We start from the raw sequence: 25,522 nt of genomic DNA, 5'->3' as shown, positions 1-25,522 counted from the left end.
ATGCAAGCCCAACGCTCAATCCCGCTCCGGGATATCGATCCTGCCATCGACGCCGTGCTGCGCAGTGCCCACCAGCAACGCCGGCGCACGCGGGCCGTCGTCAGCCTGCTGGCTTGCGCCGTCGTACTCCTGGCGGCCATCGGCGGCGCCTTCGACCTGCCCCGTTACCGCAACACGCTGTCCACCATCGCTCAGCTGCTGGGGGATGCCTGCCCGCCGGACTTCAGCCGCTGGCCCCGATGGGGGCAACCGCTGCTGGACACGCTGAGCATGAGCGTCGCCGGCACCTGCTTCGGGCTGCTCGCGGCCATTCCGCTGGGCGCGCTGGCCGCCCGCAACATCGCGCCGGGCTGGCTTGGTGGCCCTGTACGCCTGGCCCTCAACGCCATTCGCTCCATCCCCGGGTTGGTGTGGGGAATCATGTTCGTCGCGGCAGTGGGCTTCGGCCCGCTACCGGGCATCCTGGCTCTTGCCAGCCATTCCACGGGCATGCTCGGCAAGTTCTGCGCTGAGATCCTCGAACATGTGGACGCCGCGCCCGGCAATGCGCTGCGCGCCCAGGGCGTTTCACCGCTGGGCGTGTTGCGCTTCTCGGTGCTGCCGCAAATCCTGCCGCGCCTGGTGGACGTCACCCTGTACCGCTGGGAGCACAACCTGCGCGCTGCTACGACCCTGGGTGTCGTCGGCGCCGGCGGGATCGGGCTGGAGATCGTCACCGCCTTCCATCTCTTTGAATACCGGGAGGCCAGCGCGCTGATCCTGCTGCTGCTCGGCCTGGTTTCGGTGATCAACATCCTCGGTGGCCGCCTGCGCCGCCACTTTCTCGACGGACTCGCACAGCCATGAGCACGCCCTTGCGCTGCGGCCTGCTGCCCGGCGAGTCGCCTCCTGTCGTACTGGCGCGCAATGCGCCATTGCAAGCCTATCTCGAGGAGCAGTTAGCGATGCCCGTCGAGCTGATCGTCGGCGAAACCTATGCCGCCACCGGTGAGGCACTTCGCGCCGGCCGGCTCGATATCGCCTACCTGGGGCCCGTCACTTACATCCTGCAGAGCCGTAAGGCCGAGCTGGAGCCCTTTGCGCGGCCGACTCACGCCGGCAGTACCGGTCCCACCTTCCAGGCCGTCATCGTCGTCCCCCACGCCAGCCCGGCTACCAGCCTCCACGACCTGCGGGGCAAGGAGATCGCGCTGGGCGACCTGGCCTCCACGTCGGGTAGCTGGGTGCCCCGCCACCTGCTACTGGAGGCGGGACTGGTCGCCGAGCGGGACTACCGCCGGCGGCATTTCGGCGGCCACGACCGGGTGGCCAGCGCCGTGGCCGAAATGCGCGTCCCGGCTGGTGGCATGAGCAAGGAGGTCTACACGCGGCTGCTCGGCGAGGGGCTCATTCTGCCGAACAGCTTGCGGGTGCTGGCCACATCCCGGTCGATCCCTGAATACATGTGGACCTTCCGCGCCGGGCTCGACCCTTACCTGAAGGAAGACCTGCGCCAGGCCTTCGTCCGTCTGCGCCTGCCCGCGCCTTTGCACGCCTATCGCGCTGACGCCTTCATCCCGGCTGTGGATGCGGACGTAGACCGGGTTCGCCAGTGGATGGAGGACATCCTGCAGGCGCGCCTCGTCCCCGGCGGCGCGCCGCTGGCCTTCGGCGAGCCCGGCCTGGATGCGCGGACGGCCTCCCCTTTCAGCTGTCCCTTCACCAACGCTTCACAACCGGAGATCCATCCATGTCCGTAGATTCCGCCGTGTCCTATATCCGCCGCATGCGTTCCGACGCCGATTTCCGCGAGGCCGTGCAAGCCCTGTCCGAGGATGAACCGGCCTCCTGGGCTTTCCTCAAGGAAAGCGGCTACGCGTTCTCCATGGACGAGTTCCGCCTCGCCCAGGATGAGATTTACAAGGAGTACGGCATCACGCCGATGTAGTCGTTGTCGTTGCGCCCATGCTGGGTGCAGCAAAGCGAAGGGCCCGCTCCGGGAGGAACGGGCCCTTCGCTTACTGGACTTCGCCGGAAAAGGAGGCGGACCTCAGCGCGGCGGCGTGCCGAACAGGGTCACTTCCAGTTCCAGCACCGCCTTCACCACTTCGCCATGGCGTTCGTCGGCGGTCGAGGCATCGCCCAGGCCGGCACGCTCCATCCAGACGCGTGCCTGCTCCAGGGTTTGCCGGGCCTCCCTTTCCGCCTGGGCCAGCAGCGTCATGCTGCCGAACTTGCGGGCGCCCTTCAGGCGATTAATCGCATTCTGCAGACCACGGGTCTTCATCGTCGTCTCCTCAGCAGGTTTCGGCGTATTCGGCCGGAGCCTCCACGCCCAGAGCGCGACGCATCCACAAGGGCGGACGCTCCAGCATGCGCTGCACGTATTCGACGACCTCGGTGATGTCCCGGCTGTTCTCCATTTTCACCGGATAGACGCCCATGTTCTTGACCGTCACTGCGTGCAGATCGGACAAGCCCTTGCTGAACAGGATCGCGCAGCCGCGCACCGCCTCGATGCGGGCCGTCATGTGCTCCGCGCTGGCGCCGCCGCTCGGGTCGCCCATCGAACAGCCCATGCCGCCGCCGGGCCCCTTGCCACCATTGCCCTTCCCAGCCGCCGTACCGCGGAACTGGACGCTGTCGACGAACTCGCCGCGCTGCAGGCCGACTTCGTAGATGACGAGCTGGCGTGCGGCAGCGAAGTTGGCATTGACCTGCAGCAGGTCGTTGGTGGCGATGGCGATCCTGAGCAAACCGTTCTTTTCCATGATGGGCTCCTAGAGGTTGGGGACGATGTGAGGGACGGGTCAGGTCATCGGCAGGCCGACGACATTCACTTCGCGTCCGAAGCGGGCCCGGAAGCGTTCCGGCAGGTGCACGCCGTCGGCAGTGCGGGCGCGCCACAGGGGCAGCCGGTTCAGGGGCAGGCGACCGTCCTTGAGCGCCTCCACGGGGATGATGTGCAGCACGTTGTCGAAGACGAGGTAGAAGTCCACCGGGTAGCGCGCCGGATCGGCAAAGCGCTTGCCGATCTCGATGCACAGCAGCTCCCCATCGATGCGGAAGGCCGGATTGTCGTTGTCGAAACGGAAATGCCGGTTCATCGGCAGGGTCTGGTTGAACTGGTAGAGAATGCGGTCCTCGTCGTTGAAACCCTTGATCTCGGTGACGATGTCGGTGAAGTACTGGACCAGCATGGCCTCGACGTAGGCCTGCCCATGGGGCTGGTTGAAGGAATCCAGATAGAACAGCACGAAGGATTCGAGCAGTTCCAGCCCCATCGTGGACAGGGTGATGAACTGGGCGCAGCGTCCATGCACGCAGCGGATGCGCACCAGGCCGTCGTCCAGCTCGATGTGACCGTCCGGCAAGGCCCACGCCAGATGGCAGATGCGCAGGATGCGGTAGACCTCCGCCACAATCTTCTCCAGCGTGCTGTGCCTGGGCAGGGCCTGGTATTTCTTCCAGCTGGGCAGGTCCTCGATGTGCGGATGGGCCGAGGTCAGCAACCCTTCGAGCAACGAAAAGGCCATTTCCGTGGCCAGCAGCCCCGGAAGCTGCGGGTGGCTGTCGGCCTCCGTGGAGCCGAAGGAGAGTTTCTTCTTCTTGCTGCAGAACTCCACCTGGCGATACTCGGGCAGGTGGTGGCGGCGGCCGAAACAGGCGGCGAAGTCCTTCGCCAGATCGTCGTGCGAGAGCATCGGGGCGTCTCCGCGGTGGGTTGAGGGCGGAAACGGGGCCGGGCCCCGTTCCATTCCAGCCGGTTCCGCCTGCGCAGAACCGGCGCCTGACTAAGCCGTGGCCGGATTACCAGGTGTTCAGGATCCACTCACGATCCCTGGTGTACTCCATGTGCGCAAACATCGCGTTGGCAATGGACTCCGCCAGCTCCATCGCGCCCTTGTAGCCCACCGTGGGCTTGCGGTAGAGGCCCGCCCGATCGAAGGTCGGGAAGCCGACCCGGACCATCGGGATGTTGGCGTCGATGGCGATGTAGCGGCCCTTCGAGTGCCCCATGATCAGATCGAGCTTCACCTCGCCCTTGGCGATCTTCTTCTCCAGATCCCACAGGTCGGCGTTATGGATGATCTCCATGTCGAAGTGGGCGGAGGCCTTGAGCTCGGCGATGCGCGGGTCCTTCTTGTACTTGCTGCCCTGGTCGTCGCCGATCAGCAGCAGCACCGGCTCCAGCTCCACTTCCATGCAGAACTGGGCGAGGCCCAGCACCAGATCGGGGTGGCCGAAGATGGCAACCTTCTTGTTGGCGAAGAACATGTGGGCCAGGTCGGCCAGCGCATCGAGGGCGATACCGCGCTCGCGCACCAGCGATTCGGGGATGTCCTTACCGGTGATCTCGCTGATCTTGCGCAGCATGTCATCGGTGTTTTTGATGCCGTAGGGCGTGTTCACCAGGTTGTGCGGGACCTCGAAGGCATCCTTCAGGTATTCGCCGGTGGTCGCACCTTCGTAGCGAGCCAGGGACACCGTCGCAACGGCATTGGCGCTTTCCTGGATGTCCTCGACGGTGGTGCGGCCGTGGGTGTCGATGACCTTGTTGGGCATCATCGGCGAATCGAAGTCTTCGGTATCCACCAGCATGTTGGCGTCGACGCCCATCTCCTTCATGTAGTACTTGAGGAGCGTGATGTCGCCCGGATTGACCCAGCCGGGGATCAGATTGAGCTTGCCGTTCGGCGTGCCCTTGGTCTTGGCGATGGTCTTCACCATCGACTTCAGGCACTCCGCGTAGCCGCTCACGTGGCTACCCTTGAAGCTGGGCGTATGCACCGGCGCCAGGTAGATGTGGCGATCCGGGAACTCGGCCTTGAGGGCCCGGTTGCAGTTGTTGATGGTGCCTTCGATGTCGTCGCCGATCACTTCCGTCGAGCAGGTGGTGATGATCGGGATGACGCGCAGGTTCGGGTAGCGTTTGGCCAGCACCATCACGCCCTCCTCCACCCGCTTGGTGCCGCCGAACACTGCCGACTCTTCGTGCAGCGAGGTGGAAGCGATGTCGAAGTTCTCCTTGAAATGCTGGGCGAACAGCAGGCGCACGAACATCGTGCAGCCCTGGCCACCATGGACCAGCGGGATGCAGTCCTTGACGCCGATTCCGGCGAACTGGGCGCCGGCCGGCTGGCAGTCGTACATCGGGTTGATGATGCCGCCCCGGTCCTTCGGGACGAGTTTCACTTCGGCCGGCTTCACGGCGGCCGTATCACATGCACTCATGAGAATTCCCCTTGGCTGCGGGCAGGTGCCGAGGCCCCCGCCCGGTGATGCTCAATAAAGGTGGTGATTGAGTTCGCGGTTGGTGGAACGGGCGATCGTGGTGTCGAGCAGGCGGGCCTTGAGGCTCTCCATCACCTGGGTGATCTCGGCCTCGCCGGCTTCGCGCACCCACGGATAGCGCTCCCGCAGGTCGTCGGCCATGATCCGGCCGTCGGCGTAGTGCAGGCGCTCCATCGGCGTGTCGCGCTTGGGCGGCTTGCCGGTGAGCAAGGCCGTGGCCTGATCGACGACGCCGTGGATGTTTTCGGTGCGGTCCCAGGTACGGGAGAAGAACTGCCACAGGCAGCGCTCTTCCGTGTAGCTGAAGACGTCCTCGAGCTTGTCGTCCAACATCACGCAGCCTCCCGCAGGATCACCGGCGTGCTCTGGGCCTTGTCGCGGATATCGACGCCAGCCAGGTGACGCAGGGGGTTGTAGACCGCGTTGTAGGTGTCGCGGGCCAGATTCACGAAGCCCTCGAAACCCATGTACGGGCCGTTGTGGTAGCCGTGGCCATTCACGTACGGGATGTGCAGTTTCTTGACCAGCTCGCCAACCCGCGGGCCGGTGAAGATCACGTCCGGCTTGACCAAGTCGATGATCTCGAAGAATTCCAGCTCGTTGCCATCGTCGATGTAATAGGTGCCTTCGCGGCCGCGGGCGATGACCTTCTCGAAATCCTCCTCATGGCCGAACTTGGACGACATGGCCACCACCTGGATGCCTAGATCGTCCTCCACCGACTTGGTCCAGTGCCACAGGCGCGGCCCGCCGGTCCAGATCGCCATCTTCTTGCCCTGCAGGCGTTCCTTGTACCAGTCGAGCTTGGGCTTCCACTTGGCTTCCTCCTCGGCGATCAGCGCCTCGCCGCGTTCCTCGATGCCGAAGAAGGCGCAGATCTTGCGGATGCCCTCGGCCATGTAGCTGAAGCCCCAGGAGTCGATGTCGAGGCGCGGAATGCCGTAGCGCTTCTTCAGCTCGTTGGCGATGTAGCCGGACGAGCGGGCGCAGTTCACCACGTTGAGCTTGGCCTGGTGCATGCAGCGCAGGTCGTCGTAGGTGCCGTTGCCGGTGAAGTGGGCGACCACCTGGATGCCGAGCTTGTCCCAGTAGGTCTGCAGCAGCTGGGTGTCGCCCTGGATGTTGAAGTCGCCGATGAAGTTCATCGTGTATTCGCTGGTGATCTCCTTCTCCAGCGTCTCGACCTTCTCGTTGATCCAGCCGATATTGAGCACATGGTGGCCCTTGGACTGGGACACGCCGGAGAAGCCCGGACATTCAACGGTGAAGATGTCCACGTCCGGCCGCTCCTTCATGACCTTCTTGGCCACCGCCTTGATGTCGTCGCCGATCAGCGCCGTCGGGCAGGTGGTGTAGACGATCATCCGCTTGATGTCCGGCATCTCGTCGAAGGCCTCGTTCATGCTCTGCTCGAGGCGCTTTTCGCCGCCGAACACGATGTGGCTTTCCTTCATGTCGGTGGACCACACGTACTTCATGTTGAAGTGGCCGTTGTCTGTCGGGTAGCGCTTGGTGTGCCAGGTGTCGTAGGCGCAGCCGAGCGGGCCGTGGATCATCTGGATGGTGTCCTTCAGCACACCGCCGATCACCAGCTTGGCGCCGCAGAAGGCGCAACCGCGCTCGGACAGGGTGCCGGGAATCGTCGCCGCGTTGGCAATCGGCAGGTATTCACGGGTGTCCTCATCGGGCGCCTTGAGGTAGATGTGTTTCTGGCGCTCGGGAATGTCCTTGTCGCATTCGAGCAGGACCATGGGCATGGCATTTCTCCTTGCAATTGATTCCGGGCTGGCCGGAGTGGAAACGAAAAAGCATTTCGATCGGGAAGGCAATTCCATTTAGCATCGAGCGTGCCATGCACGCCTTAATCAATTTCATGAAATTGGATTTGCAATAAAATCAATGCATTGGGTGGTTATATAGTGAGTCTTCATTTCCAATTCCGCCTTTTGTGACCTCAAATCCGTTCGCCCGCGTACCATGCGCAATTCGATGTTCGCGATTGTGCGTGGGCGCCTCTGGCCCTGAATAAGAAAGACCCGTCGCGCCAATTCCGGCGGGACGGGTCTTCGATATGAGCTATAGGGAAATCGCTATTGCAGGCTCGATCCGCAATGGAGGACCAGCGGTCTTGGCCTTTCAAGCCTTCCGGCTTTGACGAGCCAGGGCGGCGGCGTGCCCTGCAGAACTTCCTGGATCCGATCCAAGGCCCAGCGCGCGGCCATCGGGCTTCCGTAACCCAGTGGATGAACACCGAGGCGCATGAGGCGCGCCACATTGGATGTACCCACGCCGACGGTCAGCAGCAGGTGGCAATCGGCAATGCACTCCGCCCGCCATCGATTGCCGTCGTCGGTTGCCTTCGCGGCCGCTGTGCCGCGCACGTCGATCAGCCGCGTTTCCGTCGCGCTCAGCTGGAAGACAAGAAAGCGCAGACAAGTGTTGAAGAAGCCGTCCAGTTGCAGCCCCGAATCGGACGCAACGGCGATGCGGACGGAGCCCGGCATGTCGCCGTCCTCATAACGCTGGATCGGCGGGATCGTGGTGTCGATGATGTTCACGGACGCCCGGTCCGTCAGGAATGCGAGGGCTTCCCGCAACTGCGGGCGCGGCACCTGCAGCAGTACGCCGCCGGGTGCGGCCCGCAATTGCGCCACCGTCAGCGAGCGGAGCTTGCGGTCGGTCAGCGGAAACCCCAGCAGCGCAATCAGTGCCTGCACCACGTCGGCCACCGCCACGCCGGGTAGCACCCTTGCAGCCAGGCCGATACGCAGCGCGAGGTCCGCCGAGAGTCTGGACGTCATGCTGCGGTCCCTACACCGGAGTGATGGCGCCGGACGCGCATTCGGCAAGACAGGCTGGATCGCCATCGCATTCGGTACAGGTTTCGGGGTTGATGGAATAGATGCCGCTCTTCTTCAGTACCGAGCGGGTCGGGCAGACCGGCTTGCAGTCGCCGCACAGGCTGCACGCATCCGGATCGATCATCATGGCCATGGCGAACTCCAGGCGGAGGTCCGGCAGGTGTCGGGGCCGAGAGGCCGCGCACCTGCCGGACCCGGTGAATGAAACGTCGTCGTCAGGCGACGGCCAGTTCTGCGGCGGTCTTGCCAACGATGGACTCGTCCTCCTGCTCCATGATGCCGAACTCCATCAGCAGCTCTTCGAGGCCGTCCATTTCCAACGGCGTCGGGATCACCAGCTTGGTGTTGTCGATCACCTTGCGGGCCAGCGCGCGATACTCGTCGGCCTGCTTCGCGCTCGGGTCGTACTCGATGACGGTCATGCGGCGGATTTCGGCGTGCTGCACGACGTTGTCGCGCGGCACGAAGTGGATCATCTGGGTGCCCAGGCGCTCGGCCAGGGCCATGATCAGCTCGTCTTCGCGGTCGGTCTTGCGGCTGTTGCAGATCAGGCCGCCCAGGCGAACGCTGCCGGAATTGGCGTATTTCACGATGCCCTTGGCGATGTTGTTGGCGGCGTACATGGCCATCATTTCGCCGGAGCAGACGATGTAGATTTCCTGGGCCTTGTTCTCGCGGATGGGCATGGCAAAGCCGCCACACACCACGTCGCCGAGCACGTCGTAGAACACGAAGTCCAGGTCTTCGTCGTAAGCGCCCTCTTCTTCCAGGAAGTTGATGGCGGTGATGACGCCACGGCCAGCGCAGCCGACGCCAGGTTCCGGGCCACCGGATTCGACGCACTTCACATCACCGAAACCGGTCTGCAGCACGTCGTCGAGCTCCAGGTCCTCCACCGAGCCGGCTTCGGCGGCCAGGTGCATGACCGTTGTCTGGGCCTTGGAGTGCAGAATCAGGCGGGTCGAGTCAGCCTTGGGATCGCAGCCGACGATCAGCACCCGCTTGCCGGCTTCGGCGAGCGCCGCAACCAGATTCTGGGTGGTGGTGGATTTGCCGATGCCACCCTTGCCGTAGATGGCGCATTGACGCAGTTTCTTGCTCATTTCTATTACCCCGTTTGATTGAATGAAGACTGGCGGCAATTGATCAGCAAGGGGCATGCCATTATTCTTTGATGGCGAATTTCCTTTTGTTTTCACGTCATTCGGAATTGGAAAGTCAATTTCCGTAAATAAAGCCGTTCGTTTGAGTACGAAGCCATCCGGCCGCGTTCGCCTCCGTGCGAGCCGCGCGCAACATACCAGACCCTGAAATGCAAAAAGGCCGGATAAATGGACAACCCAAGAGTCCATTTATCCGGCAAGGCTCCGAGCACTCCCCGCTGCGGTGGATGGCACGCCCCCCGCGGGAAGATCGGTCAGGCTAAATCGTCCACCGAGGTAATCAGTTGATGGATCACGGTGGGATTCAGGGCGGTCGATTCCGCGTCCCAATCCTCTTCCGCAAGAGTGTCGAAACGGCCGGGCGATTTCTCCAGCCTCGCCACGGCGCGGTCCACCCAGGCCAGTCCGCCGTAGTGCAGCGCAAAGCTGACCTCATTCAGCAAGTCCATGATCTCGTGGCCGTTATCCACGATGATCGGTTGCACGTCGAGAGCCATCAGGCGGCGGATCGACGATGCGCCGATGGACGCGGCATAGACCGCCGCACAGCCCTTCAGAAAGTCCAGCTTGGCGATCACCTTGTCCTCCGGCGGTTTGTCCGGCGGAGGCAACACGTCTTCTGGTGCGGGGGCGTAGGGCTGCGACGGCAGATGGGCCACGCCCTGCAATTCCCGCGGCAGACCCTTGTCCTTGTTGCTACCCTTCATTTCCACCTTGATGAACTCTCCGATGCCGACGAGGCTGGCCCGCCCGGGCTCCACGTCGAACAGGACCAGGCGATCGGCCGCACCGAAATGCAGGTCGACCTTTTGCTGGTCCGTTGAGGCAAATGCAATGCGTAACATGGGATTTCCTTCAGCCGAGAAGTGTTGATGCGCCGGACACGGCGGGTACGCTCCCGTCCATTTCCGGAGGGCGCTCCTTTCCATAGAAGGAGTGATACGGCGCGATTTCCGGGCGGGCCGTGCTGGCGAGATTGGCCAGATCGAATAGCGCCTGGCGGCTCCCGGCGTAGCCGACCCATTTGCGGGCTGCGCCGCCGAAGATGTCGTACAGCGGAAAGCCGGCTCGCAGCAGCGGAATGCGCAGCCTCTCCGCGATGTCCGCGCCATGGGAGTTGGCGATCAGCACCTGGGCCTTGCCCGCCTGGGCCTGCGCCTCCAGGTCTTCCAGATCACCGACGACGACCGCCTCGATCGGCAGATCGACCAGCCCTTCCGCGCGGCTCGACGCCACCGCGGCGACCACCTGGATGCCGACGCCGGTCAGGAAGTGCGCCAGCATGCCCAGGTGGTCAGGGTCGGCAGCCACACCAAGGCGCAAGGCACCCAGCACGAAATGGGTATCGACCATCGCGTCAAGCAGTTGCTCGCGTAGCCTGTCGATCCCGTCGGGTACGGAGCGCCCGGAAAGCCCGGCCAGCACCTCGGTGAAGGCATCGCATGCCGCCAGCCCCATCAGCCCGTCGAAGCGGTGATCCGGCACACCGGTGCGGGCTTTCAGCCGATCCGCAGCGGTGAAGACGGACGGACCGACGGCCAGCGTGGCGATGGATTTGCCCATCGTCGCCACGTCGATGCGCGACACGCCGCCGCGCGACAGGGTCGAGAAGCCCGCCGGGTCGAAATGCCCATCCAGGCTGCCACCCAGGTCCGGCAGCATCACCGGGCGCAGGCCGAAAGCCTCGATCCAGGCCCGCACGGCTTCGGCGTCGCCCGGCGTCAGCATCGACGACAGCAGCACGTTCACCTGCCGGGGCCGGTAGCCAGCCACCCGGCCCTCCGGCACCAGGTGCTCGATGACGGCTTCCAGCGCGCGCGCATAGCCGCTCTCCAGGCTGCCGAGCGTATCCGGTGTGTTGATCGGAATCACGCTGATGTCCATGAATTCCGGACTGCTGCGCTGGAACTCCTTGACCGTCCGCGCGATGTCGGCACCCTGGGTCTCGGTCAGGCCGGTGGTCATCAGGCCGATGACCTCCGGGTTGTTGAGTTCGGCCACCGTCCGCAGGGCTTCGATCACGCTGTTGTCGGCGCCCATCACCGTCACCACCTGGTCCATCGCGGTGGTCTGCAGCGGCACGGGTTCGCGGAAGTGGCGGGTGAAGAAGACCTTGCTGAAGGCTGTGCAGCCCTGGGCGCCGTGCTGCAGCGGCACCGCCTGGTCCAGCCCCAGCACGGCCAGGGTGGCGCCCATCGGCTGGCTGACCTTGAGCGGATTGACGGTCAGCGGCTTGTTCGAGATATGCACCATTGCCATGTCGGCCTCCGTCAGGCGCAGGCCAGGGCCATGGCGCGCCGCTGGTGCCACGCCGGCTTGAGAACGAGCTGCGCCCAGATCGGGTTGTCGATCACGTCGGCGATGTGCTGCGCCAGTTCGACGAGGCCGTCGTAGCCGGCGTAACCGAAGTCCCGCTCGTGGTTGATGTCGAGGAAGGGGATGCCGGATTTGAGCGCCGGATACAGGTAGCGCCCGCCGGCAAACAGGATGTCGACACCGTAGTCGCGACAGGTCTCCATCAGTGCGCTCTGGTCGTTGTTGCCGATCATGCGGGCTTCGGGGCCCATCAGTGCGCGGATGCGGGCACGGTCCTCCTCGGTGGACTTCTCGGTGCCGGTCGCCACGACGTCCATGCCCAGGTCCTGCAAGGCCGATACGATGGACCAGGATTTGACGCCGCCCGAGAAGATCAGCGCCCGCCGTCCGGCCAGACGCTCGCGGAACGGCGCGAGACGCTGGGCCACCCGGCCCTCCTCCCGGCCGATCACGACCTCGGTACGCACACGGAAGTCCGCGTCGCCGACAAGCCCGGCGAGATCCCGCAGGGCCTGGGAGGTGTCCTCCACACCGTAAAAGCTGCCTTCGAAGAACGGGGTGCCGTAGTCCTCCTGCAGCTTGCGCGCCACGTTGAGCATCGCCTTGGAACAGACCACCATGTTGGCTTTCGCCCGGTGCATGGTCTGCACTTCATGGAAGCGCGCATCGCCGGACAGCGTGCACAGGATGCGCAGGCCCAGTTCGTCGAACAGGGGCGCGACGCGCCAGAACTCGCCGGCGATGTTGTATTCACCGATCAGGTTGATGTCGTGGGTCGGCAGACCATCCGGGCGCGGCCGGGCCGGCTCGGGCTCACGGGTGCCGATCACGTGGCGGTACAGCGTTTCGCCGGCGATCCGGTTTCCGAGGCTTTTGCTGCCATAGAAGCCGGCGCAGTCCACCGGAACCACCGGAATCTGCCAACGCTCGGCCGCAACCTTTGCCACGGCAGCCACGTCGTCGCCGTGCAGCGCCGGCACGCAGGTCGTGTAGACGAAGACCGCCGCGGGACGGTAGCGGGAAGCCGCCTGGCCGATGGCATGGAACAGCTTTTTCTCGCCGCGCCCCATCACCACGTCAATATCCGAGAGGTCGGTGGTCATCCCCAGCCGATAGGTGTCGGGCCCCGACGAGCGCGTTCCCCGCGCATCCCAGGAACTACCGGCACAGCCGATGGGGCCGTGGACAATGTGGGCCGCATCGGCGATCGGCAGCAGCGCGATCTGCGCGCCGTCGAAGGCACAGCCGCCCTGGGTCGCACCTGGTTTCGATTTGGCACAGCCGGTTTTACCCTTGTTGTTGTGGGCGCAGGCGGGCTCGTCGAGCAGGGCCTGGATTTCATCTGCGTTCATGGTCGTATCCCTTCAGCCATTCAGAGCCGGTTGGTCGATATCAGTTGAAATCGGGGTCCGCCGCCCGCTGGGCAAGCTGGCGGGCGTGCTCCTTTTCCTGCTCCGTCAGCAAGGAATCCCGCACCCGATTGAAAAAGGGGTTCAAATAGGCATCCAGCCAATTGAACAGCGCGGAGCGTTCCTTTATGGCGTTCTTCCTGAATCGCAGGCAGCGGTAGCACATCGGGGAGCGTGCCGGATGATCCTCGGCACGGATCGCGTAGGCGTAGGCAAATAGCCGGATGCCGGTGGCCAGTACTTCCCGAAATGCGCGAAACCACCAGGCGCGCCGATAACACAATTGCTCGAGGCGAATTGTGCAAATACGGCACGACACGCTGCTTTGCGCCTGAAATACGGGCAGTGCATCGGATGGCATTTTGAACTCCCGGATGAATCGGCCTATTGCGATGAATGCAATTCAGCAAGCTCCGGGCCACCCGAGGACAATCAGGGGAAATGAATCTGAAATTGAAAAGCAGGACGCCGCAAATCCGCGCCAATAGGCGGATTGCGGCGTAAGGCGGGATGACTCTCGAAGCTGCGCAGCAGAAAGCGCGCTATGAATCCAGGTACATTCCGGAACGCTTCAAAGGGCGGACGCACATCCGCGTTCCGCCCGGAACAACCCCCCGGTCTATTTCTTCCCGGCCCAGGGCAGGCGCTGCTTCTGCGCCTCGTCGTGCCAACGCTCTTCTTCCTCGTGGATATAGCGCTGTGTCGTGCGGGCATCGGTATGGCGGGCATCCTTCTGCACGAAGCGCTCGTTGATGCCACTGTCGAGCTTGGCGGTGATGCCGGTGTGGCGCCCCCAGTGGGCCGACGCGGCGCGCAGCTTTTCCTTCTTGTGCTCGGCGTCGGGTGGCAGCCGTTCCGCCGCGGCACTGAAGATCTGCTTGAGAATCTGGTTCAGGCGGCGGGCGGTGATCGGGCTGCCGTCCTTCACCGATACCAGCAGCGGCGTGGTGTCGTCTCGGCGCGGCACGGCGGTGAGTCCCAGGTGCTTGCGGTAGCGGATCAGCGCCTGCAGCATGTCGTCGGCCACCGGCACCTTGGCTTTCTTGCCGCCCTTTCCCACCACATGCCACCACCACAGCCCACGTTCCTCGCGAAAGCTGTTCATTCGGTGGGATTCCAGTTCGCCGGCACGGGGCGCCAGCATGTACAGAATGGCAGCGATGAAACGGGCCCGCTCGTATTCGTCGCGGCCCCGTTCGGCGTCCCGCGGCATCGCCTCGATGGCCGACGTCACCGCATCCCACATCTGCTGGTCGAGAAAGCGCTCGACCTTCTCCATCTCCTCGGTCTGCGCCACGGCCCGCAGCGGACCGGTGACCTCGCCGGACATCTTGCGGCGACGCTGGCGGATCAGGCCCAGCGGATTGCCCTGCAGGTAGCCGGCATCTACGAGATAGGTCATCAATGAATTGATGGCTGCCATCGCCGTGAGCACGGCGCTCTCGCTGAGCGGGCCGACAAAGGGGCGCCATTTCTCCGAGGTCCGGTTGACCTTGGCGCCGCACCACAGCGCGGACGGTTGTGGATCGGCGAGGAAGTTGAGGTAGCCCTCGAAATCCTGCCGGTTGAGGCTGGACAAAGGCCGGCCGCAGTCCACCAGCGACCACAGCAGCAGCCGCTCGCACTCCCGCTGGTAAATCCGGTAGGTGCCCGGCGAACGGTCGTACTCGGACAGGAAGCAGCGGATCGCATCCGCATCCGTCTCGGCCTGAATCTGCAGGCGTGCCGGGTCGGCGCGGTTGGCGCCATCGCGGCCATCGAGGTCAGCAGGAACGGTGATCTCGTCCAGCGGACGCAGTGGCACCACGGTGGTATGGGTGATGGACATGGACAGTGATGTATCCGGCTGGATGCGAACCAGCTCGACAGGACGGACGAAATCAGACCACTGAACTTGCGTACAGCAGTTTACTGTATATAATTACAGCTATCGAGAACGCGGGGCCATCGAGCAGCTGATCAGCTTCACGTGCATCCGCTCATTCGCCCAGCCGGGCTTCAATATCGTGTTGAGGAGTCGATGATGGAAACCTTGATTTGCCGCATTCTGATGGTCACGGGTGTTCTTGTTGGTGTGCTTCTGGCCGGGGGCTACGGCATGCAGGCCGCCGTTCCTGCGCTGCTGGCGCTGGTTGGGGTCGGTGTGCTGCGCCAGGTGGCACCGTCCCTCCCCTGGCGCCTGGGCCACGGCCGGCGTTACCGTTACCGTGTCAATTGATCTCGAGCTGCAGCTTGCCAGCCCGGGCCTTCCGTTCGGCCTGAATCAGTTCGACGATGTCCGTGTTGCGGTTTTTGCCGGCCCAGCTTTCGGCGTTTTCGTTCTGGTCGTTCTTCCAGTCGATGTTTGCGTCGGCCTTCAACAACGCGCGCACGACGTCCTCGTGTCCGTTGCGGGCGGCAAACATCAGCGGCGTCGATTGATTCGGTGCCAGAACATTGGGGTTGGCACCCTTTTCGAGCAGCAGATTGACGACTGCCAGACGACCTTCGAAGGCGGCATATAGCAAGGGATTCCAGCCCGGATGGTCGAAAGCGGCGCCGGCCTCCAGCAGTTGCTGCGCGATTTCGGTGAAGCCTCGCAGGCTGGCCAGCATCAACGCGCTATCGCCGGCGCTGTTGCGCGCATCCAGCTTGACGCCGCGCTGCTTGAGCAGTTCAGCAACGACCTTGGGTTGTTCTTCACGGGTGGCGAGGATCAGCAGGGTGTTGCCACTGGGATCGCTCGAATTCACGTCCATGCCCTTCTTCACCAGCTGCGCCACTTCGGCTGCATCGCCGAGTTTGGCGGCGTTGAAGAGGTCGTCCAGAGAGGCCGCGGCGGCCGGGGCGCACAGTTGAACGCTGATCAGGCAGGCGCCCAGCAGGCGCAAGGCGCGAAGCTTGAAAACGGATTTCATGACAGTCGTGCGTCCTTGAAGAGCCTGAAGAAATTCCGGGTTGTCAGTTCCGCGATCTGCTCCAGGCTTTCGCCGCGGGCCTTGGCAACAGCTTCAGCAACGTGCCGGACATAGGCTGGCTGGTTGGTCTTGCCGCGGTACGGCATCGGCGCTAGGTAGGGTGAGTCGGTTTCCACCAGCAGCCGGTCGGCCGGCACGTAGCGGGCCACGTCCCGCAGGGCTTCGGCATTCTTGAAGCTGACGATGCCGGAAAAGGAAATATGGAAGCCCAGGTCGAGGGCCTGCTCGGCGACTTCGCGGGTTTCCGTGAAGCAGTGCATCACGCCACCGGCAGCACCTGCATCCTCCTCGCGCATCAGGCGGATCGTATCGGCCGCCGAATCGCGGGTATGGATGATCAGCGGTTTGGCGCTGCGGCGGGCGGCGCGAATGTGGGTACGGAAACGCACCCGCTGCCATTCGGGCGCGTCCTTGTGCCAGTAGTAGTCGAGGCCGGTCTCGCCGATCGCCACCACCTTCGGGTGGGCGGCCAGGGCCAGCAGGCGCTCTTCGTCCGGCTCCTCGCAGTCGGCGTTGTCCGGATGCACGCCAACGGACGCAAACACGTTGGCGTGGCGCTCCGCCAGGGCAAGGATGCCCGGCAGGGTTTCCAGCTTCACGCTGACGCACAGGGCGTGGGTGACACCGTTGTCGGCCATGCGGGCCAGCACCCCGGCTTCGTCTTCGATCAGATCGGGGAAATCGATATGGCAGTGGGAATCAACAAGCATTGCAGCACAATCGGAAATAAGGCGATCGGATCAGATCGTATGGGTGGGACGCGACGAACCCAGGTGCCCGGCCAGGATCTGCTCGATCCGGTTGCGCAGCACCTGTCCGGCCTCATCCTCACTGAACTTGACCCCGATGCCCTGGGTCTTGTTCCCCTGGGCGCCTGCCGGGGTCTGCCAGACCACCGTGCCGGCCACCGGATGCTTGGTCGGGTCGTCCATGATCTGCAGCAGCATGAAGATCTCGTCGCCGAGCTTGTATTCACGGGCCGTGGGCACAAAGATCCCGCCGTTCTTGATGAAAGGCATGTAGGCGGCGTAGAGCGCCGACTTGGAGCTGATGTTAAGGGACAGGACGCTGGGCCGGGCCTGGGCCGGCCGCCTAACGGGTTCATTCATCGGCGCACCGTCGTCGCGGTTGCCTGGATACTCCGGGCGTACCGCAGAAGCATGTCTTCGAGAAAGAGCCGCGCGTTGAGCGGATGCTGGGCCACGCGGCGCGACTGGGTGATGTCATTGTAACAGCCGAGGGCCGTATCCACGGACAGCCTGTCCGCGATGGCCTGCAGCGCGCTCAACCGGGTCGGGAAGAAACGCACCGGACCACCAAGGCGGAGGCTGACCAGATCGGCGATCCAGCGCTGCAGCCAGCTGGTGAGGGTCGCCATGTCGAGTCCGCTGGCCTGGGCATCCTTGCTCTTCAGCCAGCTGTCCCACTCCCCGGCCAGGCGCAGCGGCGCCTTGGCCGGCACTGCGCTCACATCGGAGATGAAACGCCGCAGTGCCGCCGCACCACCGCCCTCTGCCAGCTCCGACGCGGCCAGTGGCATGCCGCCGGCAAAGGCGAGCAAGGCTTCGGCGTCGGCAACCCGACGCTCGGCCAGCCAGCGGGTGGCCGTGTCGGCCGGCGGGCGGGAGAAGGCCCAGGTCTGGCAGCGGCTACGGATGGTCGGCAGCAGGCGCTTGGGCGACGACGAGATGAGCAGGAACTGCACGTTGGTGGTCGGCTCTTCCAGCAGCTTGAGCAGCGCGTTGGCGGTGAAGATATTCATCGCCTCGGCCGGATCGACGATGACGACCCGCTGGCTGCCCCGGTGCCCGCCGGTGGTCAGCGACTGCTGCAGATCGCGGATCTGCTCGATGACGATCTGACGGCTGGCCGCCTTGCCACCCTCAGGCTTCTCGGCGGCGCCTTCGCCGCGCTCTTCCTGGTCGGCCTCCGGCACCACGCGCAGCAGGTCGGGGTGATTGCCGGCCTGACGCCACAGACAGTCCTCGCAGACGCCGCAGGCGTGGCCGTCGGGCCCGGGACTGGCGCACAGCACGCGGGCCGCCAGCGCCTCGGCAAAGACGCGTTTGCCGCCGCCGGCCGGGCCGGCAAACAGCAGCGCATGGGGCATGCGCTCAGCCCGATCCAATGCCCGCTGCCATAGAGGCGCCTGCCATTCGAAAATCATTGGAAGCAGTTCCGCAGGAGGATGTCGGCCACCTCAGTCCGGATGGCTTCCGGATCATTGCCGGCGTCCACCACCTTGACGCGCTGCGGCGCCGCCGCGGCGCGCTTGAGATAGGCATTGCGCACGCGGGCAAAGAAATCGGCCTGTTCCCGCTCGAAACGGTCGGGTGCATTGCCGGTGCCCGCGAGGCGCTGGGCGGCCACTTTCGGGTCGAGGTCGAAGATCAGCGTGAGGTCCGGCTGCAGGTGGGGATGCACCCATTGTTCCAGTGCTGCAAAGCGGCCCTCGTCCAGCCCGCGCCCGCCAACCTGGTAGGCGTAGGTTGCATCGGTGAAACGGTCCGACACCACCCACTTGCCTTCCGCCAGGGCCGGCTCGATGCGCTGTGCCAGGTGTTCCCGGCGCGATGCGAACATCAGCAGGGCTTCCGTCTCCAGATGCATCGGCTCGTGCAGCACGATCTCGCGCAGCTTCTCGCCGAGCGGGGTGCCGCCCGGCTCGCGGGTCTGTACGACCTCGATGCCGCGGGACTCGATCAACGCGACAGCCGCGGCGATCTGGCTGCTCTTGCCGGCACCGTCGATGCCTTCGAAAGTAATGAAGCGGGATTTCACGGGTTGCGTTTCCGGATGTACTGGGCCACGGCCCGGTTGTGTTCGTCGAGGGTGCGCGAGAAGGCGCTCGATCCGTCGCCACGGGCGACAAAATACAGGTATTGGGTGTGTGGCGGGTGGAGCGCGGCCTGCAGCGCAGCCACGCCGGGCATCGCGATCGGCGTCGGCGGCAGCCCGGGCCGCGTGTAGGTGTTGTAGGGGGTGTCGTTCTGCAGGTGTTGCTTGCGCAGGTTGCCGTCAAAGTCCGTCCCGAGGCCGTAGATCACCGTCGGGTCGGTCTGCAGCAGCATGCCGGCCTGCAGGCGATTGAGGAAGACCGAGGCCACCAGCGGACGGTCCTTGGCCTGCCCGGTTTCCTTCTCGACGAGGGAGGCCATGATCAGCGCCTGGTAGGGATTCCTGTAGGGCAGCCCACCGTCCCGCTGCGCCCACTCCCGCAGCAAGACCTTCTGCTGCTGCCGGTAGGCGCGGCGCAGAATGTCCAGGTCGCTGCTGTGCTTGGAGAACAGGTAGGTGTCGGGAAAGAACAGGCCTTCCGGATGTGTCGCGGTGGCGCCGATGCGGCGTAGGATCTCCGCGTCGGCGAGGCCCGCGCTGTCGTGGCGCAGGTCGGGATGGCGATCCAGCGCGGCCCGGAACTGGCGGAAATTCCAGCCTTCGATCAGCGGCAGCTCGGCCTGCGTGACGTCCCCACGGGTCAGCTTGTCGAGCAACCCCAGCGGTGTGACGCCCGTCTCGACCTCGTAGCTTCCGGCCTTGATCCCGTTGGCCTGGCGGGTCATTCTGGAAAGGAGGACAAGGGCGAAGGGCTCCACATCGACGCCCGCATCGACGACCTGGCGGGCCACCTGCTTCATCGGCGAGCCGGGTTCGATGGTGAAATCAAGGGGGCTTTGGTGCAAATGCACCGGCGTGTGTGCGAACCATGCCAATAGTCCGACGGCGCCGGCAGCGCACAGCAGGACCAGGGTCAGCAAGCGAAAAAACAGGCGCTTCATCAGGGAACTTGGCGCGTCGGGAACGAACGAATGCAGTGAAGAAAGGAGGATGTCCTGGCAGATTCACGAGGGCTTGATTATTGCTTCAAAAGCGCTGGCAACCCCCGTGCGGCAGCGCCCATAATAGCGCAAACCGCTTTGAGACTCGTTTTTGCGACAGGACAAGACTGATGAACGCAACTTGGCAAAATTATCTGGGCGCGAAAGGCGCAAGCTTTTCCGACTTCTCCGTCAAGTTCCATGAAGACGAACGGCAGGATGTGATCCTGGCTGCGCAGGGTACCGTGGTGGTGCCGCTACAGCACCTCGGCGCGATCCGCGCCAGTGGTGAAGACGCCAGCGTGCTGCTCCACAACCTCTTCTCCAACGACGTGAAGAAGCTCGGCTCCAACGAGGCCCAATTCACCAGCTTCAACAGTCCGAAGGGCCGCATCCTCGCCAACCTCCTGCTGTGGCGGGAAGGCAGCGACTACCTGCTGACCCTGTCGGCGGACATCCACGCCGCGATCCTGAAGAAGCTGTCCATGTACATCTTGCGTTCCAAGGTGCGCCTGATGGACGACAGCGGCGACAGCGTACTGATCGGCCTGGCCGGCCCGCAGGCGGGTGCAGCGCTCGAGGCCGCCGGGCTGCACATCCCCGGCGCACCACGGGCCACCGCGTCCGGCATCGCGACCGTCGTGCGCCTCGATGGGGCACGCTTCATCGTTTCTGCACCGTTGTCCGAAGCCGCTGGGCTGTGGGAAAAATTCGTCGCCTCCGGCGCCATGCCGGCGGGGTCGGCCGCCTGGCAGTGGATCGACATCTCCGAAGGCCTGCCGGTCGTCACCCAGCCCATCCAGGAAGAGTTCGTCGCCCAGATGCTCAACTACGAGCTGATCGGTGGCGTGAGCTTCAACAAGGGCTGCTACCCGGGCCAGGAAATCGTCGCCCGCACCCATTACCTGGGCAAGCTCAAGAAGCGCATGTTCCGCGTGCATGCGGACATCGAAGCCGCGCCGCTGGCCGGTACGGACGTGTACTCCCCCGAGTTCGGCGAACAGTCCGCCGGCAAGGTGGTCAGCGCAGCGCCGGCACCCGAGGGTGGTTTCGACGTGCTGGTGGTGCTGCAGACGTCCAGTGCCGAATCGACCGAGGTCCATCTGGGTTCGCCGGCTGGCCCGACCGTCCAGTTCCTCCCCCTGCCCTACGCCCTGCCCTGAGTCTGCCCCTTGGCCCCGTCCCATTACTACATCTACTACCCGGTACGGATCGGCGTTGAAGCCGATCTGGCCCGGGTACTCCATCTGTTGCAGGCCGACATCCAGCGGGAAACCGGTGTTGCCGGACGCTTCCTGCGCAAGGCCGACGATCCCTGGACGTGGATGGAGATCTACGAGAACGTCGGCACCCCTTCCGAGTTCGAGCGCAGCCTCGAGCAGGCGGTCGAGCGCCAAGGGCTGGCCCGCTTCATCGCCGACGACGGCCGCCGCCACGTCGAACGCTTTGTCCCATGTGCCTGATCCTGCTGGCCTGGCAGGCACATCCGGACTTTCCATTGGTGGTGGCTGCGAATCGCGACGAATTCTTCACCCGCCCGGCGGCTGCGGCCGCCTGGTGGTCTGAACACCCATCGATCTTTGCTGGGCGCGATCTCGAAGCGGGCGGTACCTGGCTCGGCGTTTCCCGCAGCGGGCGTTTCGCCGGCCTGACGAACTTCCGCGATCCGCAGCGCCAGCGGGATGGCCGACCGTCCCGCGGCCAGCTGGTCACGGACTTTCTCGCCAGCGACGAAAGCACCGCATCCGCCCTCGAACGGCTGCGCCACGAAGGCCCGCGCTACAACGCCTTCAACCTGCTGGTGTCCGACGGTAAATCCCTCGGCATCTACGAGAGCGAGAGCGGCGCGGCGCACATTCTGCCGCCCGGCCTGTACGCACTGTCCAATCATCTGCTCGACACGCCCTGGCCGAAGGCCGTGGCCGGCAAGTCCCGTCTCGCCAAGGCGCTGGGCGCGCTGCCGGACACGGCGCCGCTGGAAGCGCTATTGCGCGACGACCGCCCCGCCGCCGATGCCAGCCTGCCCCGTACCGGCGTCAGCCTGGCCTGGGAGCGCATGCTGTCGAGCGCCTTCATCCGCGCGCCGGGCTACGGCACCCGCTGCTCGACGCTGATCCGCCAGGATCGTCACGATGCCGTACAGGTCGTCGAGATCACCTGGAACGACGTGGGCATCGAGACAGGTCGGCTTGCCGAGACCTTCCGGATCGCACGGGCCTGAGCCCCGCGCCTATAATTCGGCCCTTGTTTCCGCTGCAGCACCATTCCGCATGACTGCCTCACCCTCCTTCCGCGACCTCCTGCCCGCTTTCGATGCCCATGCCAAGGCCAAGCCCGGCCAGCGCCTGGACCTGCCGGCCTGTACCGGCTCTTCCGACGCACTGGCGATCGCCCGTCTGGCGGGCGGTGGGCGGATGCTGGTGGTGGTGACGGCCAATCCGCTGGATGCCCAGCGCCTGTCCGACGAGATCGCCTGGCTGGCGCCTGGCCTGCGTACCCACCTGCTGCCGGACTGGGAAACCCTGCCCTACGACAGCTTCTCGCCGCACCAGGACCTCATCTCCGAACGCCTATCCACGCTCTACGCGATCAGCCGCGGCGAGGCCGACATCGCGCTGGTGCCGGCCTCCACCGCCCTCTACCGGCTGGCACCGCCGGCCTTCCTGGCCGCCTATACCTTCTTCCTGAAGCAGGGCGAGAAGCTCGACGTGGAGCGCCTGCGCATGCAGATGACGGTGGCCGGCTACGCCCACGTCACCCAGGTCATGTCGCCCGGCGAATACAGCGTGCGCGGCGGCCTGGTGGACCTCTACCCGATGGGCGCGGCCCTGCCCTATCGCATCGACCTGTTCGACGAGGAAGTGGAGAGCATCAAAACCTTCGATCCGGACACCCAGCGCACGGTGTTCCCGGTGAAGGAAGTCCGCCTGCTGCCGGCTCGCGAGTTCCCGATGGACGAGACCGGCCGCACGCGCTTCCGCGGCCGCTTCCGCGAAGCCTTCGAGGGCGACCCGTCGCGCAGCCCGATCTACAAGGACGTCTCCCACGGCATCGCGCCGGCGGGCATCGAGTACTACCTGCCGCTGTTCTTCGACGAGACGGCGACGCTCTTCGACTACCTGCCCGACAACGCACCGGTGCTGCTCCACCGCAACGTGCCGGGTGCGATCGAGGCCTTCTGGAAGGACGCCCGCAGCCGCCACCAGCTGCTCGGCGGCGACAAGACCCGGCCGATCCTGCCGCCGGACCAGCTGTTCCTGTCGGAAGAAGCCTTTTTCGTCGCGCTCAAGGAGCGCACCCGCCTGGCCCTGCCGGAATCCGGCGGCGATGGGCCGACCCAGGCGTTGCCGGACGTGTCCGTGGAGCGCAAGGCCACCGATCCGCTGCATCGCCTGAAGGCATTCACCGACGGTTTCCCCGGCCGCGTGCTGATCCTCGCCGAATCGGCCGGCCGCCAGCAGACCATTGCCGAGTTCTTTACCGAGTACGGCCTGAAGCCGGCAGCGACGGCGGATTTCGACGCCTTCCTCGGCGGCGACGCCGGCCTTGCCCTCGGCACCGGGCCGCTGGCGTCCGGCTTCATCCTGCCGGACGCGAAGCTGGCAGTCGTCACCGAATCGGAGCTCTACGCCGCCACCGCCCGCACCCGGACCCGCCGCGACAGCCGCAAGGCGGCCACCGTCGAAGGCTGGCTGCGCGACCTGTCCGAGCTGAAGGAGGGCGACCCGGTCGTCCATTCCAGCCATGGCATCGGTCGTTACATGGGGCTGATACACATGGACCTCGGTGAAGGCCAGACCGAGTTCCTGCACCTGGAATACGCCAACGGCGACAAGCTCTACGTACCGGTGTCCCAGCTGCACGTGATCACCCGCTATGCCGGCGCCGATCCCGAGGCAGTCAGCCTGCACACCCTCGGCTCCGGCCAATGGGAAAAGGCCAAGAAGAAGGCCGCCCAGCAGGTCCGCGACACGGCGGCCGAACTGCTCGCGCTGTACGCCCAGCGGGCGGCGCGCAAGGGCCACAAGTTCGACTTCAAGCAGCACGATCTGGAAGCCTTTTCCGAAGGCTTCGGCTTCGAGGAAACGCCGGACCAGCTGGCCGCCATCGAAGCCGTCATCGCCGACATGAAGTCCGGCAAGCCGATGGATCGCCTCGTGTGCGGCGACGTGGGCTTCGGCAAGACCGAAGTTGCGCTGCGTGCCGCCTTCATCGCGGTGGCCGATGGCAAACAGGTCGTTGTGCTGTGCCCAACAACCCTGCTGGCCGAGCAACACTACCAGACCTTCGCCGACCGCTTCGCCGACTGGCCGATCCGGGTTGCCGAGCTGTCCCGTTTCAAGAGCGCCAAAGAACAGGCCGAAGCCATCAAGCAACTCGGCGAGGGCAAGGTGGACATCCTCATCGGCACCCACCGGCTGCTGCAGAAGGACGTCACCTTCAAGCGCCTGGGCCTCGTCATCATCGACGAGGAACACCGGTTCGGCGTGCGCCAGAAAGAAGGCCTCAAGGCCCTGCGCAGCGAGGTGGACATCCTGACCCTCACCGCCACGCCGATCCCGCGTACGCTGGGCCTGGCGCTGGAAGGACTGCGGGAGTTCTCGGTGATTGCCACCGCGCCGCAGAAGCGCCTCGCCATCAAGACCTTCGTGCAACGCCACAGCAAGGGCATCGTCCGCGAGGCGGTGATCCGCGAGTTCAAGCGCGGCGGGCAGGTGTACTTCCTGCACAACGAGGTCGAGACCATCGAGAACATGCGCGAATCCCTCGAGGAGCTGCTGCCCGAGGCGCGCATCGTGATCGGCCACGGCCAGTTACCTGAGCGCGAACTGGAGCGCGTGATGCGCGACTTCACGACGCAGAAGGCCAACCTGCTGCTGTGTACGACCATCATCGAGACCGGCATCAACATCCCGACCGCCAACACCATCATCATCAACCGGGCCGACCGCTTCGGCCTGGCCCAGCTGCACCAGCTGCGCGGCCGCGTCGGCCGTTCGCACCACCAGGCCTACGCCTACCTGCTCACCGACGCCCATGCCAAGCCGACTGCCCAGGCCCAGAAGCGCCTGGAGGCGATCACGATGATGGAAGAACTGGGTTCCGGCTTCTATCTGGCGATGCAGGATCTGGAGATCCGCGGCGCCGGCGAGGTGCTCGGCGAGAACCAGTCCGGCGAGATGCAGCAGGTCGGTGTCAGCCTGTACACCGAAATGCTCAAGCGCGCGGTGCGCGACCTGCAGCAGGGCAAGGAGCCGGACCTCAGCCAGCCGCTGGAAGTGGTGTCGGAGATCAACCTGCACGCCCCCGCCCTGCTGCCCAACGACTACTGCAGCGACGTGCAGGAGCGCCTGACCCTCTACAAGCGTCTCGCCAACTGCGAGGCGGAAGACGACCTGCAGGCCCTGCAGGAAGAGCTTATCGACCGCTTCGGCGAGATGCCGCCACAGGCCCGTGCGCTGCTCGAAACCCACCGCCTGCGCATGCTGGTCAAGCCTTTCGGCGTGGCCAAGCTCGACGCGTCCGAATCCCAGCTGTCGGTGCAGTTCGACGCCACCGCGCCGATCGACCCGACCAAGGTCATCCTGCTCATGCAGAAGGACCGCAGCGTCCGTATGTCCGGACCCGATAAGCTGCTGCGCAAGCTGTCGATGCCGGACATCAAGGCGCGGGTCAAGGCTGCGCGCGACCTGTTGGAGGCCGTGAAAGCCTGATTCGTCTCCG

Annotated in this window: 28 protein-coding genes; 8 read left to right on the top strand and 20 right to left on the bottom strand. The window is 64.8% G+C overall.

Translation table 11 applies throughout. From position 1 onward, the window contains the following. The 3 genes from phnE to AC1PQG_RS11360 are packed head-to-tail and all read left to right on the top strand — an operon-like array spanning nt 1 to nt 1,927. The gene (gene phnE / locus AC1PQG_RS11370; RefSeq protein WP_481122676.1) at nt 1-846 is read left to right on the top strand and encodes a phosphonate ABC transporter, permease protein PhnE; all 846 of its coding nucleotides are present in this window, start codon (nt 1-3) and stop codon (nt 844-846) included. Continuing rightward, on the top strand, nt 843-1,739 hold the full coding sequence (phnD, locus tag AC1PQG_RS11365; RefSeq protein ID WP_481122675.1) for a phosphate/phosphite/phosphonate ABC transporter substrate-binding protein: 897 nt from the start codon (nt 843-845) through the stop codon (nt 1,737-1,739). The genes phnE and phnD overlap by 4 nt, the downstream gene beginning before the upstream one ends. After that, the gene (locus AC1PQG_RS11360) at nt 1,730-1,927 is read left to right on the top strand and encodes a Nif11-like leader peptide family natural product precursor (RefSeq protein WP_481122674.1); all 198 of its coding nucleotides are present in this window, start codon (nt 1,730-1,732) and stop codon (nt 1,925-1,927) included. The genes phnD and AC1PQG_RS11360 overlap by 10 nt, the downstream gene beginning before the upstream one ends. Before the next feature lie 102 nt (nt 1,928-2,029). Here the strand turns inward: AC1PQG_RS11360 and AC1PQG_RS11355 are convergent, their stop codons facing one another. From AC1PQG_RS11355 to AC1PQG_RS11290, 14 genes are all read right to left on the bottom strand, one after another. Beyond that, nucleotides 2,030-2,266, bottom strand: coding sequence for a hypothetical protein (locus AC1PQG_RS11355; protein ID WP_481114163.1), 237 nt, complete (start codon nt 2,264-2,266; stop codon nt 2,030-2,032). 10 nt (nt 2,267-2,276) lie between these two features. Then, on the bottom strand, nt 2,277-2,750 hold the full coding sequence (locus tag AC1PQG_RS11350; RefSeq protein WP_481122673.1) for a NifB/NifX family molybdenum-iron cluster-binding protein: 474 nt from the start codon (nt 2,748-2,750) through the stop codon (nt 2,277-2,279). A 39-nt stretch (nt 2,751-2,789) separates the two neighbouring features. Further along, the gene (locus AC1PQG_RS11345; RefSeq protein WP_481122672.1) at nt 2,790-3,683 is read right to left on the bottom strand and encodes a hypothetical protein; all 894 of its coding nucleotides are present in this window, start codon (nt 3,681-3,683) and stop codon (nt 2,790-2,792) included. A gap of 106 nt (nt 3,684-3,789) precedes the next feature. Beyond that, the gene (gene vnfK / locus AC1PQG_RS11340; RefSeq protein ID WP_481122671.1) at nt 3,790-5,214 is read right to left on the bottom strand and encodes a V-containing nitrogenase subunit beta; all 1,425 of its coding nucleotides are present in this window, start codon (nt 5,212-5,214) and stop codon (nt 3,790-3,792) included. 51 nt (nt 5,215-5,265) lie between these two features. Next, nucleotides 5,266-5,607 (bottom strand): V-containing nitrogenase subunit delta, encoded by a 342-nt coding sequence (gene vnfG, locus AC1PQG_RS11335; RefSeq protein WP_481122670.1) that lies wholly within the window; start codon nt 5,605-5,607, stop codon nt 5,266-5,268. Further along, entirely contained in the window at nt 5,607-7,031 is a 1,425-nt protein-coding gene (gene vnfD, locus AC1PQG_RS11330; RefSeq protein WP_481122669.1) for a nitrogenase vanadium-iron protein, alpha chain, read from the bottom strand. The genes vnfG and vnfD overlap by 1 nt, the downstream gene beginning before the upstream one ends. Nucleotides 7,032-7,364: 333 nt before the next feature. After that, complete coding sequence (locus tag AC1PQG_RS11325; protein WP_481122668.1) at nt 7,365-8,075, bottom strand: dinitrogenase iron-molybdenum cofactor N-terminal domain-containing protein; 711 nt, start codon at nt 8,073-8,075, stop codon at nt 7,365-7,367. 10 nt (nt 8,076-8,085) lie between these two features. Continuing rightward, a complete protein-coding gene (locus AC1PQG_RS11320; RefSeq protein ID WP_481122667.1) occupies nt 8,086-8,268 on the bottom strand; it encodes a 4Fe-4S dicluster domain-containing protein in 183 nt (60 codons plus the stop codon). Nucleotides 8,269-8,350: 82 nt separating this feature from the next. Continuing rightward, on the bottom strand, nt 8,351-9,238 hold the full coding sequence (nifH, locus tag AC1PQG_RS11315; protein WP_481122666.1) for a nitrogenase iron protein: 888 nt from the start codon (nt 9,236-9,238) through the stop codon (nt 8,351-8,353). A gap of 314 nt (nt 9,239-9,552) precedes the next feature. Beyond that, complete coding sequence (locus AC1PQG_RS11310; protein ID WP_481122665.1) at nt 9,553-10,143, bottom strand: NifB/NifX family molybdenum-iron cluster-binding protein; 591 nt, start codon at nt 10,141-10,143, stop codon at nt 9,553-9,555. Between the two features lie 10 nt (nt 10,144-10,153). Next, complete coding sequence (gene nifN, locus AC1PQG_RS11305) at nt 10,154-11,557, bottom strand: nitrogenase iron-molybdenum cofactor biosynthesis protein NifN (RefSeq protein ID WP_481122664.1); 1,404 nt, start codon at nt 11,555-11,557, stop codon at nt 10,154-10,156. A gap of 11 nt (nt 11,558-11,568) precedes the next feature. Then, nucleotides 11,569-12,966 (bottom strand): nitrogenase iron-molybdenum cofactor biosynthesis protein NifE, encoded by a 1,398-nt coding sequence (nifE, locus tag AC1PQG_RS11300; protein WP_481122663.1) that lies wholly within the window; start codon nt 12,964-12,966, stop codon nt 11,569-11,571. A gap of 40 nt (nt 12,967-13,006) precedes the next feature. Next, on the bottom strand, nt 13,007-13,384 hold the full coding sequence (locus AC1PQG_RS11295; RefSeq protein WP_481122662.1) for a hypothetical protein: 378 nt from the start codon (nt 13,382-13,384) through the stop codon (nt 13,007-13,009). A 258-nt stretch (nt 13,385-13,642) separates the two neighbouring features. After that, nucleotides 13,643-14,851, bottom strand: coding sequence for a tyrosine-type recombinase/integrase (locus tag AC1PQG_RS11290; RefSeq protein ID WP_481122661.1), 1,209 nt, complete (start codon nt 14,849-14,851; stop codon nt 13,643-13,645). Nucleotides 14,852-15,046: 195 nt separating this feature from the next. On the opposite strand from AC1PQG_RS11290, the gene AC1PQG_RS11285 reads away from it, so the two are divergent. Beyond that, nucleotides 15,047-15,241: a hypothetical protein gene (locus AC1PQG_RS11285; protein ID WP_481122660.1), complete on the top strand. Its 195-nt coding sequence runs from the start codon at nt 15,047-15,049 to the stop codon at nt 15,239-15,241. On the opposite strand, the gene AC1PQG_RS11280 is transcribed toward AC1PQG_RS11285, so the two are convergent. Genes AC1PQG_RS11280 through mltG form a run of 6 tightly spaced genes read right to left on the bottom strand, consistent with a single transcriptional unit; the run spans nt 15,234 to nt 19,759 of the window. After that, nucleotides 15,234-15,920 (bottom strand): ankyrin repeat domain-containing protein, encoded by a 687-nt coding sequence (locus AC1PQG_RS11280; protein WP_481122659.1) that lies wholly within the window; start codon nt 15,918-15,920, stop codon nt 15,234-15,236. The two genes, AC1PQG_RS11285 and AC1PQG_RS11280, sit on opposite strands and share 8 nt — an antisense overlap. Continuing rightward, on the bottom strand, nt 15,917-16,690 hold the full coding sequence (locus tag AC1PQG_RS11275) for a TatD family hydrolase (RefSeq protein WP_481122658.1): 774 nt from the start codon (nt 16,688-16,690) through the stop codon (nt 15,917-15,919). Before AC1PQG_RS11275 ends, AC1PQG_RS11280 begins: the two co-directional genes overlap by 4 nt. Before the next feature lie 30 nt (nt 16,691-16,720). Then, nucleotides 16,721-17,089 (bottom strand): PilZ domain-containing protein, encoded by a 369-nt coding sequence (locus tag AC1PQG_RS11270; protein ID WP_481122657.1) that lies wholly within the window; start codon nt 17,087-17,089, stop codon nt 16,721-16,723. Further along, nucleotides 17,086-18,147 carry a DNA polymerase III subunit delta' gene (gene holB, locus AC1PQG_RS11265; protein WP_481122656.1) on the bottom strand — a complete coding sequence of 354 codons (1,062 nt, stop codon included), beginning with the start codon at nt 18,145-18,147 and terminating at the stop codon, nt 17,086-17,088. The genes AC1PQG_RS11270 and holB overlap by 4 nt, the downstream gene beginning before the upstream one ends. Continuing rightward, nucleotides 18,144-18,761: a dTMP kinase gene (gene tmk, locus AC1PQG_RS11260; protein ID WP_481122655.1), complete on the bottom strand. Its 618-nt coding sequence runs from the start codon at nt 18,759-18,761 to the stop codon at nt 18,144-18,146. The genes holB and tmk overlap by 4 nt, the downstream gene beginning before the upstream one ends. Continuing rightward, nucleotides 18,758-19,759: an endolytic transglycosylase MltG gene (gene mltG, locus AC1PQG_RS11255; protein ID WP_481122654.1), complete on the bottom strand. Its 1,002-nt coding sequence runs from the start codon at nt 19,757-19,759 to the stop codon at nt 18,758-18,760. The genes tmk and mltG overlap by 4 nt, the downstream gene beginning before the upstream one ends. Before the next feature lie 170 nt (nt 19,760-19,929). On the opposite strand from mltG, the gene ygfZ reads away from it, so the two are divergent. Genes ygfZ through mfd form a run of 4 tightly spaced genes read left to right on the top strand, consistent with a single transcriptional unit; the run spans nt 19,930 to nt 25,512 of the window. Then, nucleotides 19,930-20,961, top strand: a complete 1,032-nt coding sequence (gene ygfZ, locus AC1PQG_RS11250; protein WP_481122653.1) for a CAF17-like 4Fe-4S cluster assembly/insertion protein YgfZ — start codon at nt 19,930-19,932, stop codon at nt 20,959-20,961. A 9-nt stretch (nt 20,962-20,970) separates the two neighbouring features. Beyond that, the gene (locus AC1PQG_RS11245) at nt 20,971-21,261 is read left to right on the top strand and encodes a DUF4936 family protein (RefSeq protein WP_481122652.1); all 291 of its coding nucleotides are present in this window, start codon (nt 20,971-20,973) and stop codon (nt 21,259-21,261) included. Continuing rightward, the gene (locus AC1PQG_RS11240; protein ID WP_481122651.1) at nt 21,252-22,019 is read left to right on the top strand and encodes an NRDE family protein; all 768 of its coding nucleotides are present in this window, start codon (nt 21,252-21,254) and stop codon (nt 22,017-22,019) included. Before AC1PQG_RS11245 ends, AC1PQG_RS11240 begins: the two co-directional genes overlap by 10 nt. Nucleotides 22,020-22,068: 49 nt before the next feature. Further along, a complete protein-coding gene (mfd, locus tag AC1PQG_RS11235) occupies nt 22,069-25,512 on the top strand; it encodes a transcription-repair coupling factor (protein WP_481122650.1) in 3,444 nt (1,147 codons plus the stop codon). Nucleotides 25,513-25,522: the final 10 nt, after the last annotated feature.

This window comes from Zoogloea sp. GDB6, from assembly GCF_056724105.1.
This window is presented reverse-complemented; position numbering and strand designations above follow the sequence as displayed.

Excerpts from the sequence above, each read along its gene's own strand:
- phnE (WP_481122676.1), top strand. The coding sequence starts at position 1 with ATGCAAGCCCAACGCTCAATCCCGCTCCGGGATATCGATCCTGCCATC.
- AC1PQG_RS11360 (WP_481122674.1), top strand. The coding sequence starts at position 1,730 with ATGTCCGTAGATTCCGCCGTGTCCTATATCCGCCGCATGCGTTCCGAC.
- AC1PQG_RS11325 (WP_481122668.1), bottom strand. The coding sequence starts at position 8,075 with ATGACGTCCAGACTCTCGGCGGACCTCGCGCTGCGTATCGGCCTGGCT.
- holB (WP_481122656.1), bottom strand. The coding sequence starts at position 18,147 with ATGATTTTCGAATGGCAGGCGCCTCTATGGCAGCGGGCATTGGATCGG.
- vnfG (WP_481122670.1), bottom strand. The coding sequence starts at position 5,607 with ATGTTGGACGACAAGCTCGAGGACGTCTTCAGCTACACGGAAGAGCGC.
- nifN (WP_481122664.1), bottom strand. The coding sequence starts at position 11,557 with ATGGCAATGGTGCATATCTCGAACAAGCCGCTGACCGTCAATCCGCTC.
- AC1PQG_RS11310 (WP_481122665.1), bottom strand. The coding sequence starts at position 10,143 with ATGTTACGCATTGCATTTGCCTCAACGGACCAGCAAAAGGTCGACCTG.
- mltG (WP_481122654.1), bottom strand. The coding sequence starts at position 19,759 with ATGAAGCGCCTGTTTTTTCGCTTGCTGACCCTGGTCCTGCTGTGCGCT.
- ygfZ (WP_481122653.1), top strand. The coding sequence starts at position 19,930 with ATGAACGCAACTTGGCAAAATTATCTGGGCGCGAAAGGCGCAAGCTTT.
- vnfK (WP_481122671.1), bottom strand. The coding sequence starts at position 5,214 with ATGAGTGCATGTGATACGGCCGCCGTGAAGCCGGCCGAAGTGAAACTC.
- AC1PQG_RS11285 (WP_481122660.1), top strand. The coding sequence starts at position 15,047 with ATGGAAACCTTGATTTGCCGCATTCTGATGGTCACGGGTGTTCTTGTT.
- AC1PQG_RS11345 (WP_481122672.1), bottom strand. The coding sequence starts at position 3,683 with ATGCTCTCGCACGACGATCTGGCGAAGGACTTCGCCGCCTGTTTCGGC.
- phnD (WP_481122675.1), top strand. The coding sequence starts at position 843 with ATGAGCACGCCCTTGCGCTGCGGCCTGCTGCCCGGCGAGTCGCCTCCT.
- nifH (WP_481122666.1), bottom strand. The coding sequence starts at position 9,238 with ATGAGCAAGAAACTGCGTCAATGCGCCATCTACGGCAAGGGTGGCATC.
- AC1PQG_RS11240 (WP_481122651.1), top strand. The coding sequence starts at position 21,252 with ATGTGCCTGATCCTGCTGGCCTGGCAGGCACATCCGGACTTTCCATTG.
- AC1PQG_RS11275 (WP_481122658.1), bottom strand. The coding sequence starts at position 16,690 with ATGCTTGTTGATTCCCACTGCCATATCGATTTCCCCGATCTGATCGAA.
- AC1PQG_RS11320 (WP_481122667.1), bottom strand. The coding sequence starts at position 8,268 with ATGGCCATGATGATCGATCCGGATGCGTGCAGCCTGTGCGGCGACTGC.
- AC1PQG_RS11280 (WP_481122659.1), bottom strand. The coding sequence starts at position 15,920 with ATGAAATCCGTTTTCAAGCTTCGCGCCTTGCGCCTGCTGGGCGCCTGC.
- vnfD (WP_481122669.1), bottom strand. The coding sequence starts at position 7,031 with ATGCCCATGGTCCTGCTCGAATGCGACAAGGACATTCCCGAGCGCCAG.
- AC1PQG_RS11290 (WP_481122661.1), bottom strand. The coding sequence starts at position 14,851 with ATGTCCATCACCCATACCACCGTGGTGCCACTGCGTCCGCTGGACGAG.
- mfd (WP_481122650.1), top strand. The coding sequence starts at position 22,069 with ATGACTGCCTCACCCTCCTTCCGCGACCTCCTGCCCGCTTTCGATGCC.
- AC1PQG_RS11295 (WP_481122662.1), bottom strand. The coding sequence starts at position 13,384 with ATGCCATCCGATGCACTGCCCGTATTTCAGGCGCAAAGCAGCGTGTCG.
- AC1PQG_RS11270 (WP_481122657.1), bottom strand. The coding sequence starts at position 17,089 with ATGAATGAACCCGTTAGGCGGCCGGCCCAGGCCCGGCCCAGCGTCCTG.
- AC1PQG_RS11355 (WP_481114163.1), bottom strand. The coding sequence starts at position 2,266 with ATGAAGACCCGTGGTCTGCAGAATGCGATTAATCGCCTGAAGGGCGCC.
- nifE (WP_481122663.1), bottom strand. The coding sequence starts at position 12,966 with ATGAACGCAGATGAAATCCAGGCCCTGCTCGACGAGCCCGCCTGCGCC.
- AC1PQG_RS11350 (WP_481122673.1), bottom strand. The coding sequence starts at position 2,750 with ATGGAAAAGAACGGTTTGCTCAGGATCGCCATCGCCACCAACGACCTG.